At 42.6% G+C, this 17,495-nt stretch carries 14 protein-coding genes; 4 read left to right on the top strand and 10 right to left on the bottom strand.

Annotation, left to right across the window (positions count from 1 at the left end):
• The first annotated feature begins 4 nt into the window (after window positions 1–4).
• From BKH46_RS04615 to flgE, 4 genes are all read left to right on the top strand, one after another.
• The gene (locus tag BKH46_RS04615) at window positions 5–691 is read left to right on the top strand and encodes an amino acid ABC transporter permease (RefSeq protein ID WP_095225666.1); all 687 of its coding nucleotides are present in this window, start codon (window positions 5–7) and stop codon (window positions 689–691) included.
• A 12-nt stretch (window positions 692–703) separates the two neighbouring features.
• Window positions 704–1,372 carry an amino acid ABC transporter permease gene (locus tag BKH46_RS04610; protein WP_095225665.1) on the top strand — a complete coding sequence of 223 codons (669 nt, stop codon included), beginning with the start codon at window positions 704–706 and terminating at the stop codon, window positions 1,370–1,372.
• Window positions 1,373–1,501: 129 nt separating this feature from the next.
• The gene (gene glnA, locus BKH46_RS04605; protein ID WP_095225664.1) at window positions 1,502–2,947 is read left to right on the top strand and encodes a type I glutamate--ammonia ligase; all 1,446 of its coding nucleotides are present in this window, start codon (window positions 1,502–1,504) and stop codon (window positions 2,945–2,947) included.
• A 234-nt stretch (window positions 2,948–3,181) separates the two neighbouring features.
• A complete protein-coding gene (flgE, locus tag BKH46_RS04600) occupies window positions 3,182–5,332 on the top strand; it encodes a flagellar hook protein FlgE (protein ID WP_095225663.1) in 2,151 nt (716 codons plus the stop codon).
• Between the two features lie 25 nt (window positions 5,333–5,357).
• On the opposite strand, the gene argJ is transcribed toward flgE, so the two are convergent.
• The 10 genes from argJ to pheS all read right to left on the bottom strand — a co-directional run bounded on the left by argJ (window position 5,358) and on the right by pheS (window position 17,400).
• Window positions 5,358–6,587 (bottom strand): bifunctional glutamate N-acetyltransferase/amino-acid acetyltransferase ArgJ, encoded by a 1,230-nt coding sequence (gene argJ / locus BKH46_RS04595; protein WP_095225662.1) that lies wholly within the window; start codon window positions 6,585–6,587, stop codon window positions 5,358–5,360.
• A gap of 14 nt (window positions 6,588–6,601) precedes the next feature.
• A complete protein-coding gene (locus BKH46_RS04590; RefSeq protein WP_095225661.1) occupies window positions 6,602–7,729 on the bottom strand; it encodes an NAD-binding protein in 1,128 nt (375 codons plus the stop codon).
• 18 nt (window positions 7,730–7,747) lie between these two features.
• Window positions 7,748–7,936: a 50S ribosomal protein L28 gene (rpmB, locus tag BKH46_RS04585; protein ID WP_095225660.1), complete on the bottom strand. Its 189-nt coding sequence runs from the start codon at window positions 7,934–7,936 to the stop codon at window positions 7,748–7,750.
• A gap of 164 nt (window positions 7,937–8,100) precedes the next feature.
• Window positions 8,101–9,681 (bottom strand): phosphoglycerate dehydrogenase, encoded by a 1,581-nt coding sequence (serA, locus tag BKH46_RS04580; protein WP_095225659.1) that lies wholly within the window; start codon window positions 9,679–9,681, stop codon window positions 8,101–8,103.
• A 15-nt stretch (window positions 9,682–9,696) separates the two neighbouring features.
• Window positions 9,697–10,155 (bottom strand): hypothetical protein, encoded by a 459-nt coding sequence (locus BKH46_RS04575; RefSeq protein WP_095225658.1) that lies wholly within the window; start codon window positions 10,153–10,155, stop codon window positions 9,697–9,699.
• 14 nt (window positions 10,156–10,169) lie between these two features.
• Window positions 10,170–11,828, bottom strand: coding sequence for a 30S ribosomal protein S1 (locus tag BKH46_RS04570; protein ID WP_095225657.1), 1,659 nt, complete (start codon window positions 11,826–11,828; stop codon window positions 10,170–10,172).
• 82 nt (window positions 11,829–11,910) lie between these two features.
• Entirely contained in the window at window positions 11,911–12,735 is an 825-nt protein-coding gene (locus BKH46_RS04565; RefSeq protein WP_095225656.1) for a 4-hydroxy-3-methylbut-2-enyl diphosphate reductase, read from the bottom strand.
• 23 nt (window positions 12,736–12,758) lie between these two features.
• Complete coding sequence (gene aroA, locus BKH46_RS04560; protein ID WP_095225655.1) at window positions 12,759–14,045, bottom strand: 3-phosphoshikimate 1-carboxyvinyltransferase; 1,287 nt, start codon at window positions 14,043–14,045, stop codon at window positions 12,759–12,761.
• 2 nt (window positions 14,046–14,047) lie between these two features.
• The gene (gene pheT / locus BKH46_RS04555) at window positions 14,048–16,411 is read right to left on the bottom strand and encodes a phenylalanine--tRNA ligase subunit beta (RefSeq protein WP_095225654.1); all 2,364 of its coding nucleotides are present in this window, start codon (window positions 16,409–16,411) and stop codon (window positions 14,048–14,050) included.
• Window positions 16,411–17,400, bottom strand: a complete 990-nt coding sequence (pheS, locus tag BKH46_RS04550) for a phenylalanine--tRNA ligase subunit alpha (RefSeq protein WP_095225653.1) — start codon at window positions 17,398–17,400, stop codon at window positions 16,411–16,413. Before pheS ends, pheT begins: the two co-directional genes overlap by 1 nt.
• Window positions 17,401–17,495 lie beyond the last annotated feature (95 nt).

Here is a 17,495-nt window from a genome sequence, read left to right as displayed (position 1 = left end):
GATAATGGACGGAAATAGTTTGTTTGCTCTTTGGAGGTGGGAGGATTTGTTTGCCCATTGGCATTTGTTTGTTGATGGGTTTTTGATGACTATTGGCGTGGTGATTTTGGGCTTGTGTTTGGCTTTGTGCTTGGGGGTGATTTTTGGTCTGCTTTCGACTTCGAGTATCGGTATTTTTAGGGCATTTGCGCGCATTTATGTAGAATTTTTCCAAAATACGCCTTTGGTGATACAGGTGTTTTTTCTCTATAATGGTTTGCCTATCTTGGGCGTGGTGCTTGATGTCTTTACTATCGGTGTTTTGGGCGTGGGGCTTTATCACGGGGCTTATGTTTCTGAGGTGATTCGGACAGGGATTACTTCGATTGCAAAAGGTCAGTTTGAAGCTGCCCAAGCCCAAGGCTTTACTTATGCCCAAAAAATGGCTTATATTATTCTGCCCCAAACCATCAAGATTATCTTACCTCCATTGACCAATCAAGCTGTCAATCTCATCAAAAACACCTCTGTTTTATCCATCATTGCAGGGGCTGATTTGATGTATTCAGCAGATTCTTATGCTTCTAATTCGCTCAATTATGCGCCAGCGTATATGCTTTGTGGTCTTTTGTATTTTCTCTTATGCTTTCCTTTGGCAAAGTTTGCGCGATTCTATGAAGATAGTCTCAAGTCAAAAGAACTCATCAGATAAGGGAGGGGAGCGATGTTTTGGCAAAATTTTTTAGCAATCTTTACCCCCGATAATCTGAAATATTTTCTCCAAGGTCTTGGGGTCACGCTCTGGCTTTCTGTGTGCGTGGTGGCTTGTTCGATTGTTTTTGGGTCTTTTTTGGGCGTTTTGAGAAACTATGGAGGTAGGTTTGTTTTCGGATTGGCTCAAAAAATTGCAGGGGCTTATATCGAGATTTTTAGAAACACGCCGTTGTTGCTATGGATGTTTGTATGTGTGTTTTTGATACCTGATCTCACGCTCACCATCAAAGGCGGCATAGCCTTTTTTCTATACACATCTTCTGTGATGGCAGAGATTGTGCGCGGAGGGCTAAACTCTATCCCCAAAGGTCAGTTTGAAGCCGCACAAGCTCAAGGCTTTAGCTTTTGGCAGACATTGATTTATATCATCTTGCCCCAATGTTTCCGTAATATTATCCCCTCGCTCCTCTCTCAGATTGTCACTACCATCAAAGACAGCTCATTTTTAGCAGGGCTAGGGATTGTCGAATTCACGCGTGCAGGGCAGGTGATATTGGGAAAATACACTGCGAGTGTTGATGTGTTTATTATTTTTGGCTTTTTGGCTTTGGTTTATTTTTTGATTTGCTTTAGTATCTCTGCTTGCGTGCGCCTTTGGCAGCAAAAATCACATATCTGAGCCAATAGCCGCAAGTTTGCTCTTGAGATATGCCAAAATAGGGGGCTGTTGGGGGATTGGTTATTTTTTAGCTATACAATGATAAAATAATGAGATCCAAAAATCTATTTGTTTATGAAAGGAAATACGATGGGAACCCCAAAGAGTGATCGGCTAGAGTGTATCAAAGAGTTTTTTGATTTTTGCAAGGCAAATGAAGTGGAGTTTGTGGATTTTAGATTCACAGATGTCAAGGGGGTGTGGCATCATATGGCTTATTCTTTGAGTGCGATCACACAAGAGAGCTTTCAAGATGGGATTCCCTTTGACGCGAGCTCTATCAAGGCTTGGCAGCCGATTCAGCATTCTGATATGATTTTGCTTCCAGATCCTGTGAGGTATTTTATCGACCCTTTTACAGCTGATACAACGATTGTTGTGTTTTGTGATGTGTGGGATATTTATAAAAATCAGCCTTATGAAAAATGCCCCCGAAGTTTGGCTAAAAAAGCGCTTTCCCATCTCCAAGAGAGTGGGCTTGGCGATATGGTCTATATTGGTCCAGAAAATGAATTTTTTATTTTTGATTCTATCAAGATCAAAGACGCTGTGAATTGTCAATATTATGAGATCGATAGCGAGGAGGGCGAGTGGAATCGAGATAGGAGCTTTGAGGGCGGGATCAATTCAGGGCATAGACCAGGCACAAAAGGCGGGTATTTTCCCGTGCCACCAGTGGATTCGATGATGGATTTGCGTGCAGAGATTGTCAAAGTCCTCAATCAAGTTGGTTTAGAAACTTTTGTAGTCCATCACGAAGTCGCCCAAGGGCAGGGGGAAGTGGGGATTAAATTTGGCGATTTGGTCGAAGCAGCCGATAATGTCCAAAAGCTCAAATATGTAGTCAAAATGGTTGCCCATCTCAATGGCAAAACAGCGACCTTTATGCCTAAGCCTTTGTTTGGCGATAATGGCAGTGGTATGCATACACATATCAGCATTTGGAAAGATGGCAAAAACCTCTTTGGTGGGGACAAGTATCAGGGCTTGAGCGATGTGGCGCTATATTTTTTGGGCGGGGTGTTGAAGCACGCTAGAAGTGTCGCAGCATTTACCAATGCCTCTACCAACTCCTATAAAAGGCTGATCCCTGGTTTTGAAGCACCCTCTATTCTGACTTATTCAGCACAAAATAGAAGTGCTAGTGTGCGGATACCTTATGGGATCTCACAAAAGAGTGCGCGCTTGGAGTTTCGATTCCCCGATAGCTCGGCCAATCCTTATTTAGCATTTTCTTCGATATTGATGGCAGGGCTAGATGGGATTTCTCTAAAGACCCACCCAGGAGAGCCGATGGATATTGATTTGTTTGAACTGACTTTAGATGAAATCAGAGAAAAAGGTATCAAGCAAATGCCCCATACACTCAGAACGGCGATAGAAGAAATGCTCGCTGATAGGAAATATCTCAAAGAGGGTGGTGTATTTACCGAAGAATTCATACAAGTTTATAAGAGCTTTAAGTTTGAAACAGAGATTTGGCCTTGGGAGGGCAGACCCCACCCCTTTGAATTCATCTCTACTTATTCTTGCTAGATACTGATTGGATTGATTTAATCCAATCGACATATCGCCCCATCAAGGGCAAGGGCAAGGGCTAGCTTTTGCCATCTCTCTAGCATTGTGCTTTTCTAGCACTCTCTATCGCTCTTTACTGCTTTTACTACTTTTATCACCTTTATCGCCTTTTGGGTGGTTGGGTCTGAAAATTTTCTGAATATTTGGCACACTTATTGCTTTGATTCCATAAAAAACACAAAGGATTTTTGTATGCTTAGGTCTATGTGGTCTGGTGTGAGTGGGATGCAAGCTCACCAAATAGCACTTGATATAGAGAGCAATAATATTGCAAATGTGAATACCGTGGGTTTCAAGTATTCGAGGGCTTCATTTGTGGATATGCTTTCACAAATCAAACTGATTGCCACTTCTCCTTATAAAAATGGCTTAGGGGGGCAAAATGATTTTTCAGTTGGTTTGGGTGTGGCTGTAGATGCGACTTCAAAGGTTTTTTCGCAAGGGAATACACAAAACACTGATGTCAAGACAGATTTAGCGATTGAGGGTGAGGGATTTTTTGTGATAAGCCCTGATAGGGGGACTACAAGGAATTTCACACGCAATGGCGAGTTTTTGTTTGACTCTGATGGCAATCTCGTGACCACAGGGGGGTATGTCGTCCAAGGCTGGGTCAGAAATGATATGGAAAATGCCTCTAAAATGAGTGATTCGGATTTTTTCAAGGTCGATAATACAGGGCCATTGGAAAATATACGCATTGATCCGGGTATGGTAATGCCAGCGAGGGCTAGCTCAGAAATTTCAATGCGGGCCAATCTGAACGCAGGCAGGCATGTCGATCAGACAGGGAGTATTTTTGCGCTGGATTCTTCTGTGAAAACGCCTGCTGATGGGGTCAATCCGATGTATGACTCAAAGACTAATCTCACGCAGATGGCAGAAGATGTGGGGGCACTTTTCAATCAAGATGGCGATGCGTTTTCTTTGAGTGAGAATCAGGGGATTTGGATCAGTTATAAAACTGCAGAGATGAAAAATGAAATCTTTGCTTCCAATCAAGTCAATACCATCGGGCTCAATGACACACAAATATCTTTTACCAATGATTCGGGCGTGAGCGGGATTTCTAGCTTGATTGCTGCGCAAAATGCTATCAATGCGCTCAAAGACAAGACAGGCGTTGAGGCTTATGTCGATGAAAATATGCTGCGTTTGGAGAATAAAAACGAGCTTGATGGCGATGAAAAGGTAAAAAATATCAGAATCACTGCTTCAGGGACAGGGGCATTTTCTAACTTTGTTGAAGGCGATGCTGATATCACATCTTTTAGATACCGCTATACCAAGTCTGTCAGCCCTGATTCGGCTACAGGGCAGTTCAGGACGACTGAAGATTTGCGGGCATTGATGCAATATGATGCAAATATGATCAAAGATCCGATGATGTATTATAGCGATACGACAGCTTCGGTGTCTGTCACCGTGAATCAATATGGTATGTTTGAGATAGCCAACAAAGACAATGGCGATGAAAACAAGCAGAATTTAAATATTTTTGTCAGCAGCTATGCTTCAGATAATGTTACCAACAATGTTTTATTTAAAGACACGATGAAGGCTCTCAATACGGCTTCTTTGATTGAGGGGGGTGTGGCAACTAGCAGTTCAAAAATCGCACACGCTATCCATAGCACAAGCATTGATATCATCGACAGCTTGGGGACAAAACATACTTTGCGCTTGGAATTTTATAAAAGTGGTGGGGCAGAGTGGAATTTCAGGGCGATTGTGCCAGAGCCTGCAGAGATTTATGGAGCTTCTCCCATGCGGCCTAATATCTTTGAGGGTGGGCGATTGCGATTCAATAGCGATGGCTCTTTGGCGGGTATGAACCCTCCTGTGCTGCAGTTTGACCCTAAAAACGGCTCCAATGCTCCCCAAAGGATTGATTTGAATTTTGGTGTGAGTGGGGGCTTTGGAGGGCTTACGAGTGTCGATAAGATTTCAGAAACCTATGCGATCAACCAAGATGGCTATCAAGCAGGGGATTTGATGGATGTGCGATTTGACTCTAATGGATCGCTTTTAGGGGCTTTTAGCAATGGCAAAAGCCTCGCACTCGCTCAAGTAGCGCTTGCAAATTTTGCAAACAACACGGGCTTGCAATCAGAGGGAGGGAATGTATTTTCTCAGACAGGGAACTCAGGGCAAGCAATGATTGGGGCGGCTAATACAGGTAGGCGCGGAGGAGTGTCTGGCTCTAAGCTTGAGATGAGTAATGTGGATTTGAGCCGCTCTCTCACCCAGCTCATCGTTGTCCAAAGGGGCTTTCAAGCAAACTCTAAAGCCGTAACAACCTCCGATCAAATTCTCAATACTCTCTTGAACTTGAAGCAATAATCAAAGTTTAAAACAAGCTTTGATTTTAGCTCCGATAATCGGCGTTGATTGTGACATAGCGATGTCCTAAGTCGCAGCCATAAGTCCGAAATCTCCCCTCACCTTGCCCCAAATCGCACTCAATGGCAAATGAATCATTTTGCATCATTGCAGCGGCCTTTTTTTCTGTTTGTGTATCAAATAATATCTTGCCTTCCTCATACACCACCACACCACCAATAGAGATTTTTAAGCTCTCTTCATCAGCGCTCACGCCACAAGATCCGATTGTAGAGGCGATACGCCCCCAGTTGGGATCGCCTCCAAAAATAGCAGTTTTGACCAAAAGAGAATTACTCAATGCCTTAGCAGCCTTGATAGCTTCAGCTTCATCTTTTGCCCCCCTGACTTCAAAGGCCACAAGCTTGCTCGCCCCCTCTCCATCGCGGACAATATCTGTAGCAAGTTTATGCATGACCATTTTGAGCCCCTCAACAAAAGCCCTTTCATCATAAACGCCACTCTCTCCATTAGCAAAAAGCATGATTGTATCATTTGTGCTTGTGTCCCCATCGACACTGATAGCATTGAAAGTGCTGTGCGCGCATTGTTTTAAAAGCTCTTTAGCTTTTTCTTGGGGGACTTGGGCGTCTGTGGTGATGAAGCAAAGCATTGTAGCTAGGCTTGGCTCGATCATGCCTGCTCCTTTTGCCATCGCTCCGATATGGAAGACTCTCCCATCATTGAGCTTGATAGCAAGGGCAATTTCTTTATGGAAGGAATCTGTAGTCATGATTGCTTGTGCAGCGCGTGTATGCGCATCTTGGTCTTGGGGTTTTGGAGTGATTTTAGAGAAACTATGGGCGATTTTTTCCTTAGGGAGGGGCGTGCCGATGACTCCTGTGCTACACATAATGGGGTTTTGGATAAAAGGGTGCATGGCTTGGAGAGTTTTTAGAAGCTCACAAATATCTTTGACTCCCTCCTTGCCTGTGAGTGCGTTGGCATTTTTGGTATTGATGAGGACAAAGTTGCTGCTTTTGCCCTCAATGTATTGTTTGAAATGCTTGATAGGAGCAGCTTGGAATTTGTTGGCAGTGAATAGGGTATGGGCGATACAAGGGGGCTCCATAGAGATAAATGCGACATCAAGGCGCTCAAGCCCATTGCTATCTTTTCCTTTAAGCCCTGCAGAAATCCCATCAGCCCAAAAGCCCTTGGGCGCACTGATACCACCTTTAATGGGGAAAATTTCAAAAGTTTTCAAAGTTTTCATTGGCACTCCTTGTATTATACATAATCCATTTCTTTGGGTTTTTGCTTTTTGGTGATGAAACGTTTGGTTTCTAAGATACCCTTAGCAGTGCCTATCATTAGGAGTTTGGCCTCACTAGCAATGATCGCATCACCATCGGGCATTGGAATATATTTGCCATCTTTTTGGGTGATACCGATGATGGATATTTTTGTGATTTCTCTGAAATGGGCTTCTTTGAGCTTACGGAGCACAAGCCAGCTGTATTTAGGGACAATCACTTCTTCAAGGTCTAAGGGTGTGTCTTTTTTATACACAAATCGCTCCAAGAGGTTCTCCATATCAGGGCGAATCGCCATCGCACTGATCCTTTGGGCCATTAGCTTTGTGGGCGAAACCACGGTATCAGAGCCTAGTTTTTTGAGTTTCTCGACATCTTCTTCTGTATCAGCGCTGGAGATGATGTAGTAGGGCTTGCGATTGAGCTCTTTTTCAAAAAGCCGCACAGACACGATGAGCGCGATATTATCTGATGGCGTTTTGGAGAAGGTAACAATGCCTTTAGCGCTAGAGAGGTGGGTTTTGAGCATAGCGATGTTGGTATGGGGATCGCCGATGATATAGTAGGGATATTTGTGCTTGGTGGCTTCTTTTTCAAAATCTGGATTGTTGTCGATGACAACAAAGGGTATCTGGGCATCTCTGAATTGTTTGCTGAGTTCAATGGTGTATTCATTGTGGTAGCAAATCACATAATGGTTGCGCAATCGGGCTATTTTATTGACCATTTTTTTCTCCTTGATGAGCCGTGTTAGAGTTCCGTTGTTGATGATACTGATGATATAAGCGACACTAAAAGTGATCACGCTTGCCCCTGAGAGCGTTAGAAATGTAGTAAAAATGATTGCAATCGGACCGAAATCCTTTTCATTTAAAGCACCAAAACCAGTATTTGTGAAGGTATAGGAAGCTTGAAAAAAAGCCTGTATGAGTGTGTAATTTTCTAAGATGAGATAGCCCAAAGTCCCAATCAAGATAAAGACTTGAATCAAGATAAAAGGGAGTCTAAAGGCTTTGAGTTGTTCGTATAGCTCGGGGTTTAAATCAACATCGGGTTTAGAGTTTGTCCCCCAATGGATAATTTCTTTTAGTTTGGCAAGCAAGGCATTGTTATCCTAGCCTTAAGATTTCTTTTTCATCGTTCTGAGTGTGGAAGCTGCTACTTTGATTCTCACTGAAGAGCCATCTTCGAGCTTGATTTTGATATTTCTGAGATTAGGGAGTGAGCGTCTTTTGTTTTTGTTGTTTGCGTGACTTACATGATTCCCTACCATCGGACCTTTGCCTGTGATAAAACATTTTCGTGCCATCGTATTACCTTGTCTTTAGAATTGAATTTGTGATTATACTTTAAAATTTTCAAAAATTAACTTAAGCGAGTGCAATTCCCCCTCATAGCTTGCTTGCACTCTCTTTTGCCTTTAGCCCCTTTTGTCCCTAATAACTTTTGTCTTTAATCTGAGTGGGTGGCTAGCTAGATGGTGACATTTCTGATACTGATACAAGCAGGGATATTTTCTAGCTCTTTGATGGTCGCTTCAGAGATTTGATTGTCTATGATGATGAGTGCTAGGGCTTCTTTGTGGGCGTTTCTCCCGAGCCTGAAATCAGCGATATTGATATTGTGTTTGGCTAAGATATTGCCTACATTGCCTATCACACCGGGGATATCGGTATTTTTGAAAAGTATCATTTTGCCCTTGGGTGCTATATCGACATTGAAGCCATTGATATTGGTGAAACGGACAATATTTTCTTCAAACACCGTCCCACTAGCACTCAATGATTCTTTATCGGTGATGAGTGTGATGGTGATGAGGTTTTTGTATGCAGTGGAGTTTTCTTTTGTGTTTGTAGAGATTTCGATCCCTCTTTCTTTGGCGATGAATTGTGCGTTGATGTAGTTGATTTTTTCACCCAATGAAGACTTCAAGACCCCTACCAATGCAAACGCCATCAATGAATCAGCATATTGCGTGATCTCACCCTCAAGGCTCAAGTTCAAAGCTGTGATGACGCCTTTGTTGGCTTGCGCACAGAAAAAGCCCAATTTCTGGGATAGTTCGAGATAGGCTTTTGTCCCTTTGGGTAGTTCGGATTCTTTGACAGGGAGGTTGAGCGCATTAGGGAAACCCGCTCCCCTAGCAGCCTCTAGGGCAGCTTGCGCGGCTTGGAGTGCGATTTGTTCTTGGGATTCGAGCGTGTTTGCACCGATATGTGGGGTGACATAGATGTTTTCAAGCTCTAGGAGCTGGCTGTCTGTGCTAGGTTCTTTGCTGAATACATCGATACCTGCCCAACGCACCTTGCCACTTTTGAGTGCTGCATAGAGGTCATTTTCATTATAGAGCCCACCTCTTGCACAATTGATTAAAATCACACCATCTTTCATTTGTGCAATTTCTTTGGCTGCGATGATATTTTTGGTTTCTTCGTTTTTGGGAGTGTGGATTGTGATGATATCGCATTTTAGAATATCTTCTAGGTTTTGTGTGTAGGTGATACCAAGATTAGTAGCCTTAGAAGCGAAAATATAAGGGTCATAAGCAATCACTTCCATCTCAAAAGCCTTAGCGCGTATTCCGACCCTTGAGCCGATATTGCCAAAGCCTATGATCCCTAGTTTCTTGCCTTTGAGTTCTGTGCCATACCAATCCTCGCGTTTCCATTTCCTCTCTAAACGGAGCTGCGTATCTGCGCCAGGGAGATTTCTCACAGCATTGAGGATATGGGTCATTGTGAGCTCTACAGCTGCGATAGTATTTGCTGTAGGGACATTCATCACGACAATCCCTTTGCGTGAGCAGCCATCAATATCGATATTATCCACGCCCACGCCTGCTCTGATGATAGCTTTGAGATCGCCCACAGCAGCTAAAAGCTTTCCATCGACATTAGTAGAGCTTCTTGTGATGATCACATCGGCCTTTTTGAGATGTGTGAGTAGCTCATCTTTGCTAAGATGAGCGAGGTTTTCCATCTCGATATCATCTTGCTGGGCAAGTAGGTCAAGACCTTTTTGGTGTATATGGTCGCAAACGATTATTTTATGCATAGTGTTCTCCCTAAACTATTGGAGTTTATATTGTATCTCATAATATTTAAGATCTTCTAAGATTTGATTTTTTCTCGCACCCTCGGGGAGAAAAATAATGATTTGTGTGGCATTTTTGGTCTGAGAATAGGCAAATTCAATATGCTCTTGTTTTAAAACTTCGTTCAGACAAAAGAATTTATAATCATCTAAATGATCGATAATGAGCCGATTGGACGTGGTTTTATCGTGGGGGTCTTTGAACTTGAGTCCGATTTTGAGCTCTGTGGCAGGGTAGGAGTAGTTTTGGGATTGTTTTTGCAAGGTTTGTAGCCACATTGTTTCGTGCTGCACTTCTTTGCGTGCCACCTCTGGCCGGATATGTTCGATACTGATAGTATTTTTGGGGATATGTCTTGAATAGATAAAAAGGATATAAGCAGACAAGGCAAAAATCACTACTAAAAGAAAACCCAATAGTATTTTTGCCTTCATAATTATCAATCAGTCTATATTCTGTCTTTGATGAGATCACCTAGTGTCATTTTGTCATTATCAGAATTGAAAGCTTTGAGATCTTCTTTTTCTTTTTGGCGCTCTAGTCTTTTGATGGATACGCGCACTTTGTTGTTGAGCTTATCAATAGAGGCCACAACGCCTTGGATTTCATCGCCAATCTGGAGCTCTTCTTTTTTGATGGGAGGGAGGTCTTCTGTCTTGATGAGTGCGTCCATATTGCCTACTTTGATGAATACGCCAAAATCTTTGATATCAATCACATTGCCCTTGACAATGTCATCGATATTGTATTGTTGCGCAAATTCTTCAGCAGGAGATGGGCTGAAATCTTTGATACTCAAAGAGATTCTTTCATTTTCTTTGTCAATTTTGATGATTTTGACTTCGATACTATCGCCGACTTTGAGTAAATCTTTGCACTTTTTGTTTTTATCCCAGAAGGCATCTTCATTGTGTAAAAGCCCATCGACCCCACCAAAGTTGATGAAAGCGCCAAAGTCTGTTAAGGTAGCGACTTTGCCTTTGATGATCTCGCCTGCTTTGTGGTTTTTGGCAAATTCATTGAAAGGCTTGTCGAGGAGTTTTTTCAAAGAAACGCGCAAACGCCTATTTTGGGAATCAATTTCAATGACTTCTACATCGATTTCTTGCCCAATGCTGAGGTAATCTTGAGGGTGTTTGATGTCTTTGTCCCAAGAGATTTCAGAGATATGCAAAAAGCCCTCAATATCATTTCCGATATCGACAAATACGCCATAAGGCTCAATGTTGCTAACAGTTACTTTGATAGCATAGCCTGTTTTGAGCTCTTTTTGGATCTCTTTCCAAGGGTCTTCGCCGATGGCTTTGATGGAGAGAGAAAGTCGCCTTTTGGCTTCATCATAAGCAATGGCTTTGACGTGGACTTGATCGCCCTCTTTGTAGTATTTAGATGGATTGATGGGGCCTTTGTGGCTGATTTCAGTGTAATGCACAAGCCCCTCAACGCCTTGTATTTCTACAAACATACCAAATGTGGTGATGTTTTTAATCACGCCTTGATGGATCTGCCCTGATTCGACAAGCCTTTTAGAGCCCTCAGATTGGTTTTTGTCATCAAGCTCAAAAAATCGTTTCCTAGAAATAATAATCGAGCTGTCTTCAGGGCGAATATTGATAATGCAGGCTTTGATTTTTTTATCGATATTTTTTCCATCTTCTCGCAAAGAAGCATTGAATTTAGGCATAAAATATTCAATCCCATCAGCTTCAACGATATAGCCACCTTTATTTTTCTTAGTGATTTTGCCCTCAATCACCTTGTCTTTATAGTCTTCTCCTAGCTCTTTGATTTTTTCTTGTATTTTTTTGCTATGGATAGCTTTTTTATAAGACACGCTAGGGCGCTCACCTCGCCCGCGAGATACATAGACTTCGATTTTATCGCCTGCTTGGAACAAAAGCACATCTTCTGCGTTTTTGATTTCAGAGATACTGAGTCTGCCTTCAATTTTCTCTCCCACATCGACCATCGCATATTCGCTATTTATGGATACAATCACCCCCTCTTTGATGACACCACTATTATAAGATTTCTCACTTTCTGCCAAAAGTGTTGCAAAGTCCTCGCTTTCATTGAAGTCTTCCAGATTTTCTAAAACCACTTTCATCTGCTGCCTTTAAAATTTGATTTTTAGTATTTTAGCTTGCGTTTCCTTTTAAAGGGATAAAATTAATGCAAGGATTATCAACTCAAATGGATAAAATTTTTTCCTTGACTTTATCGATAATCCAATCAGGTGTAGAAGCCCCAGCAGTGATACCACAGAGGTTTTTGCCCTCAAACCATTGGAGTTGCACATCATTTTCATCTTCGACTAGGTAGCTATCAGGGCAGTTTTGTAGGGCAATATTGAGGAGTTGCTTGGTATTTGAAGAGGATTTACCCCCTACAATCACCATCACATCGACTTCTTCGCTCAGCTCACGGGCTGATTCTTGATTGTCAAAAGTGGCATTGCAGATTGTGTTGAAAATCCTTGTTTCTGAGCAATGTGTGATGAGATATGAGGCGATTTGGAGGAGGTTTTGGGCTTGTTTGGTTGTTTGGGAAACTAGGGCTACTTTTTTCTTGATTTTAGCTGCTTGGATTTCTTCGAGCGAGCCGACTACTAGGGGTGGGGTGGTCGCATAGCTCATCACGCCTTTGACTTCAGGGTGGGTCTTGTCCCCAAAGATAACGATTTGATAGCCCTCTTTACTCATGGATTCTACGATTTGCTGGGGTTTGGTGACATAAGGGCAGGTTGCGTCTGTGATTTGGACATTTTTGTCTTTAAGAGTTTGGAGGTCAGATTTTGTGATACCATGTGTTCTGATGATGACATTTTGTCCATTGGAGATGGCTTGGGTATTTTCTTCGACCTTGACGCCAAACTTAAATTGGAGTCGTGAGATTTCTTTGGGGTTGTGTATGAGGGGGCCAAATGTGATACTATCTTTTGTTTTTTCTGCGATTTGGATAGCACGTTTAACGCCAAAGCAAAAGCCATAATTTTTAGCCATTTTTATTTTCATGATTTATCCTTAAATGCATATATTTATTGGTTTTGAATCGTTGTAATTCTCTCAAGAATATCTAAAAAATTTGGAAATGAAACATCAATACAATCAGAATCTTTGATCTGTGCGCCACACACAAGCCCTGCTATTGCAAAGCTCATGGCAATGCGATGATCGCCAAAACTGTCAATCACACAAGGTTTTAATTCCCCTCCATGGATCTGATAGCCATCTTCATATTCTTGGCACTCTATCCCCATTTTTGCTAGATTGGAGATCGTGGAGTGGATTCTGTCTGATTCTTTGACACGGAGTTCTTTGGCGTTTTTGACGCTGCTTTTGCCCTGAGCCATAGCCATTGCAATTGCAAGTGCGGGCAGTTCATCGATGAGCCAAGCGATATTTTCTGTGATTGTGATGGCTTGCAGTGGTTTTTGCTCGATGTAAATATCTCCTATGGTTTCATAGGCTTGGTGTGTGATGGTGTATTCTATTTTTGTTCCCATTTTTTTGAGGATTTCAAAGGCCTCTATGCGCGTGGGGTTGAGTAAGATATTTTTGAGTAAGACTTTGCTTTGAGGGATAATCGCAGCTGCTAGAGCGAAGAAAAACGCACTGGAGGGATCAGCAGGTATGTTGATGTCTAAAGGCGTGAGTGGGGCACTTAAGGGGGCGATTTGGATATGTTTTGGCGTGCAAGTAATAGGGGCGTCCATGCCTTTGAGCATATTTTCTGTGTGATCCCGACTGCAAGCAGGTTCTGAATATCTAGAAAGACCATCTCCACCGAGCGCAGCTAGAATCATCGCACTTTTAACTTGCGCAGAGGCGATGGGGCTTTGATAGTTGAAGGCGTGGAGTTGCTTGCCTTTGATACTCAAAGGGGCAAGTGTGTCCGCCTCTCTGGCGATGATTTGTGCGCCGATGTCTTTGAGAGGCTTGATAACGCGTTGCATGGGGCGCACTCGAAGATAGGGATCTCCTGTGAGGACAAAATACCCCTCTTGGGCGCTCAATAGCCCAGTATAAAGGCGAATAGCTGTCCCTGCATTCCCGCAATCAAGCACATCATCAGGCTCTTTGATGGCATGTGGTGGGATAAATTTCATCGCTCCATCGTTTGCCTTTTCTACCTGCAATCCCAGTTGTTGGGCGATATGGAGTGTGCATAATGTGTCTTGACCTAAGAGGTAGTTTTTGATGTATGAGGGTTTGTTACACAAGAGGGCAAAGATCGCACATCGGTGTGAGATGGATTTATCAGAAGCGATGTCATCTAGCTCCATTTCAAGCCTTGAAATTGGGGCGATATGTGTTGTTCTCATTATTATTCCTTGAGTTTGGCGTCAAAGGCTTCTGCGAGTGTTGTGAGGACTTCTTGGGTGGTGTGTGCGAGTTCTTCTTCTTTTAATGTTCTATCCATTGCTTGGATATAAAGGCGGATAGAAAGGGCGATATGGCTAGATTGGGGGGATTCTTGGTAGGTGTCGAGTGGATAGATTGCTTTGAGATGGGGGATATTTTTGTCTTGTATTTGCTGATTGATTGCTTCAAAAGGGATATTTTTATCAATGATAATCGTGAGATCTCTTTGACTCAAAGGGTATTTGGAAAAATCTTTAGCGATGGTGTGTTTTTGAGAGAGGGCATCTAGGTCTATTTCACAATAAAAGCTTGTATCAATATCCATTTCTTTTTCAAGTATGGGGTTGAGTTTGCTAATAATGCCGACTTCTTGACCCTCAATGATGAGGGCAGCACTTTGATAGGGGTGCAAGGTTTTGTTTGCGTGTTTTGGAGAGGTTGCTTGGAGTTTGAAAGCCCCGATAATATCGGAGATACTTTGGGCAAAGGTATAAAAATCCCATCGTATGCCCTTGGGGTTGGGATAGGATTCTTGGGCTTTGAGACCGCTTGCGACAAAGGCAATTTTTGTTTTTTCTTCTCTGTTGGCGTCATAGACACTGCCGATTTCAAATAGCTGTATGCTTTTGTAGCCAAAATTTTTGTTACGCACGATAGAATCTAGCATTGAGGGGATTAGAGAGGTGCGTAAGGTGTTGAGCTCTGAATTGATGGGGTTGATGAGCTCGAGTGTGTCTTTGAGCGTGGGGTAGCCTAGGTATTGGAGTCTTTCTTTTTGATAGAATAGATAATGTATTGTTTCTATAAAGCCCATACTCAAGGCTCTTTGGGCGATATTGCGTTGGTTTTTATACTGCATGTATTCGGGGTTTGATTGGGGTTTTTCATCGCAATGATGGGGGAGGGAGGGGATATTTTCAATCCCATATATCCGCAAAAACTCTTCGGCTGCGTCTTGCTTGGTCTTGATATCGTGGCGGTATGAGGGGGGTATGATGGTGAAAAAGTTATCATCGCAAGTGGCTTTGATGGTGAAATTGAGTCGTTTGAGTATGCTAGCAATTTCTTCTTTTTCGATGGGTTTTCCGATGATATCAGAGATGGCATTGAAAGTGGTGTTGATGATGGTGTCTTCATAGTTTTGCTTGATTTCTTGACTCCCTGAGTAGATGAGGCATTTTGTGGAGTCTGAAAATAGCTTACACAAGTAGTTCATGCCTGTATCTAGCTGGGAATTGCTGCCTCTTGTGGTGCGATAGGTCAGGGCTTTGTCTGTGGGAATGTTGTGTTGGTGGAGGAGCTTAGAGATGATGGTAGGGTCGATATAGCTAGCTTCGATGATGAGTGTTTTGGGGAATATGTTGAATTCTTGCTGGATTTGGTTCCCCACTCCGATGATAGAGATTTTTTTGTCTGTGAAAACGCTCTCAAAGCCGTTTTTGTCCTTTTTGATGGTGAGTGAAATTTCTGTGCCCTTGGAGCTAGAGGCCATCTTGAGATTGTCTAGGGCATAGGCATTGAGGATCACGCCTGTCATGTGCGTGCTGAATTCGAGGAAATTTTGGATAGGGTCTTCTTTGAGCGTGCCATTAAAAGCTAGTGATAGCTGGATTTCTAAGGGCGTGTGTATTTGCTTGACTTCTATGGCTTTATAGAGCATAGAAGAGTGGATTTTGCCCTCTGTGAATACCTGCAATATCCGTCCCACACCGAGTGCGACCCCTGAATCAATCTCTTTATAGCTTTTGATATTGACATCAAAAATACAGCTAATCTCTCTAGCAATCCCTAGCACACACAGACAATCCCCTCGATTGGGAGTCAGAGAAATCTCGATGATTTGGGTATTGAATATCGGGTAATCTTTGAGTTCTTTGCCTAATTCGAGTATGCCAATGCTTGTATCAAGCACCATAATCCCATCATTGATTTTAGGAAGTCCTAGCTCTGTGCTCGAACAAATCATACCAAAGCTATCGACCCCTCTTAGATTGGTTTGTGTGATCGTGAGATCTCCACCTTTGCCATACGGGAGAATAGCGCCTTCTAGTGCGATGGGGACATACTGGTCTTTAGCGACATTTTTAGCCCCACATACGATTTGGAGTGTTTGAGGGCCGATATCGACTTCGCAGACACTGAGTTTGTCAGCATCGGGGTGGGGTCTTTTCTCGATAATCTTACCGACTACGACTTTTTTAGGCAGACTGATTTGCTTGCAAGATTCTACTTCAAGTCCGATATTGCTTAGCTCTGAGCAGAGTCTGTGTGTATCGATATGGGCGATGTTGATAAATTTGGATAATAAATGGCTAGTGACTATCATTAGAACTGCTCCAATACTCTTAAATCTGTTTCAAAAAAACTCCGCAAATCACCGACCCCACAAGTGAGCATAGCAAGCCGTTCAATCCCCATACCAAAGGCATATCCACTCACATTTTTATAACCCACTGCTTCAAACACATATTCATCGACCACCCCACAGCCAAGCACTTCAAGCCAGCCAGTATCTGAGCATACTCTACAGCCCTTGCCTGCGCAAAATACGCAACTAATGTCTGCTTCAGCACTTGGTTCAGTGAAAGGGAAAAAGCTCGAACGAAATCTGACTTTGACATCACCAAATATATATTTCAAAAAGTCTTCAAGAGTGAATTTTAAGTTCGCAAAACTTGCTTGATTGCCCTTATCGACAACAAGTCCCTCTACTTGATGGAACATCGGAGTGTGCGTGAGGTCATAATCTCGCCTAAAAGTAGGACCAGGGCAGATCATCTTAATGGGTGGGGTTTGCTCTTGCATTGTGCGGATTTGCACAGGGGAGGTGTGCGTGCGTAAAAGCATATTATCTTTGAAATAAAAAGTATCTTGCATATCTCTTGCAGGGTGGTATTCAGGGAGATTGAGTGCACTAAAATTATGGAAATCATCCTCGATCAAAGGCCCTGTGCGTAGCTCATAGCCTAATTGCATAAAATAATCGATGATTCTGTCTTTGGTATAGCTGATGGGGTGTCCCAAACTGCGATGGGAGCGGGAAGTAAAAAGACTGACATCTATTTTTTCTTGCTTGAGACTTTCTTGGAGTTCTTGGGTTTGTAGCTCTAGTTTTTTGGCATTATGGAGGGTTTCAAATTCTTGTTTGAGGGTATTGATAGTTTGGGCAAATTGTCTTTTTTCCTCGCCCTCTAGGGCTTTGAGTTCAGAGAATTTCTGCGTGATGAGCCCCTTTTTCCCTAAGGCTTCTAAGCGAATTGATTCGAGTTCTTGAGAGTTTTTGGCATTGTGTAGTTTTTGTATGAGTGTATTCAAAGTATATCCCTAATCAAGTTTATTCAAAATCATATCAACTCGTGTGATTTTAGTCAAAATAACTTTATAAGTCGATATAATTTTAAAAAATCCAA

This window comes from Helicobacter sp. 12S02634-8, from assembly GCF_002272865.1.
Taxonomy (GTDB): Bacteria; Campylobacterota; Campylobacteria; order Campylobacterales; family Helicobacteraceae; genus Helicobacter_J.
The sequence above is the reverse complement of the archived record's forward strand: the minus strand, read 5'-3'. Positions and strand labels throughout refer to the sequence as shown.

Excerpts from the sequence above, each read along its gene's own strand:
- BKH46_RS04570 (WP_095225657.1), bottom strand. The coding sequence starts at position 11,828 with ATGAAAGTGGTTTTAGAAAATCTGGAAGACTTCAATGAAAGCGAGGAC.
- BKH46_RS04615 (WP_095225666.1), top strand. The coding sequence starts at position 5 with ATGGACGGAAATAGTTTGTTTGCTCTTTGGAGGTGGGAGGATTTGTTT.
- rpmB (WP_095225660.1), bottom strand. The coding sequence starts at position 7,936 with ATGGCACGAAAATGTTTTATCACAGGCAAAGGTCCGATGGTAGGGAAT.
- serA (WP_095225659.1), bottom strand. The coding sequence starts at position 9,681 with ATGCATAAAATAATCGTTTGCGACCATATACACCAAAAAGGTCTTGAC.
- BKH46_RS04565 (WP_095225656.1), bottom strand. The coding sequence starts at position 12,735 with ATGAAAATAAAAATGGCTAAAAATTATGGCTTTTGCTTTGGCGTTAAA.
- aroA (WP_095225655.1), bottom strand. The coding sequence starts at position 14,045 with ATGAGAACAACACATATCGCCCCAATTTCAAGGCTTGAAATGGAGCTA.
- BKH46_RS04610 (WP_095225665.1), top strand. The coding sequence starts at position 704 with ATGTTTTGGCAAAATTTTTTAGCAATCTTTACCCCCGATAATCTGAAA.
- flgE (WP_095225663.1), top strand. The coding sequence starts at position 3,182 with ATGCTTAGGTCTATGTGGTCTGGTGTGAGTGGGATGCAAGCTCACCAA.
- BKH46_RS04575 (WP_095225658.1), bottom strand. The coding sequence starts at position 10,155 with ATGAAGGCAAAAATACTATTGGGTTTTCTTTTAGTAGTGATTTTTGCC.
- glnA (WP_095225664.1), top strand. The coding sequence starts at position 1,502 with ATGGGAACCCCAAAGAGTGATCGGCTAGAGTGTATCAAAGAGTTTTTT.
- argJ (WP_095225662.1), bottom strand. The coding sequence starts at position 6,587 with ATGAAAACTTTGAAAACTTTTGAAATTTTCCCCATTAAAGGTGGTATC.
- pheT (WP_095225654.1), bottom strand. The coding sequence starts at position 16,411 with ATGATAGTCACTAGCCATTTATTATCCAAATTTATCAACATCGCCCAT.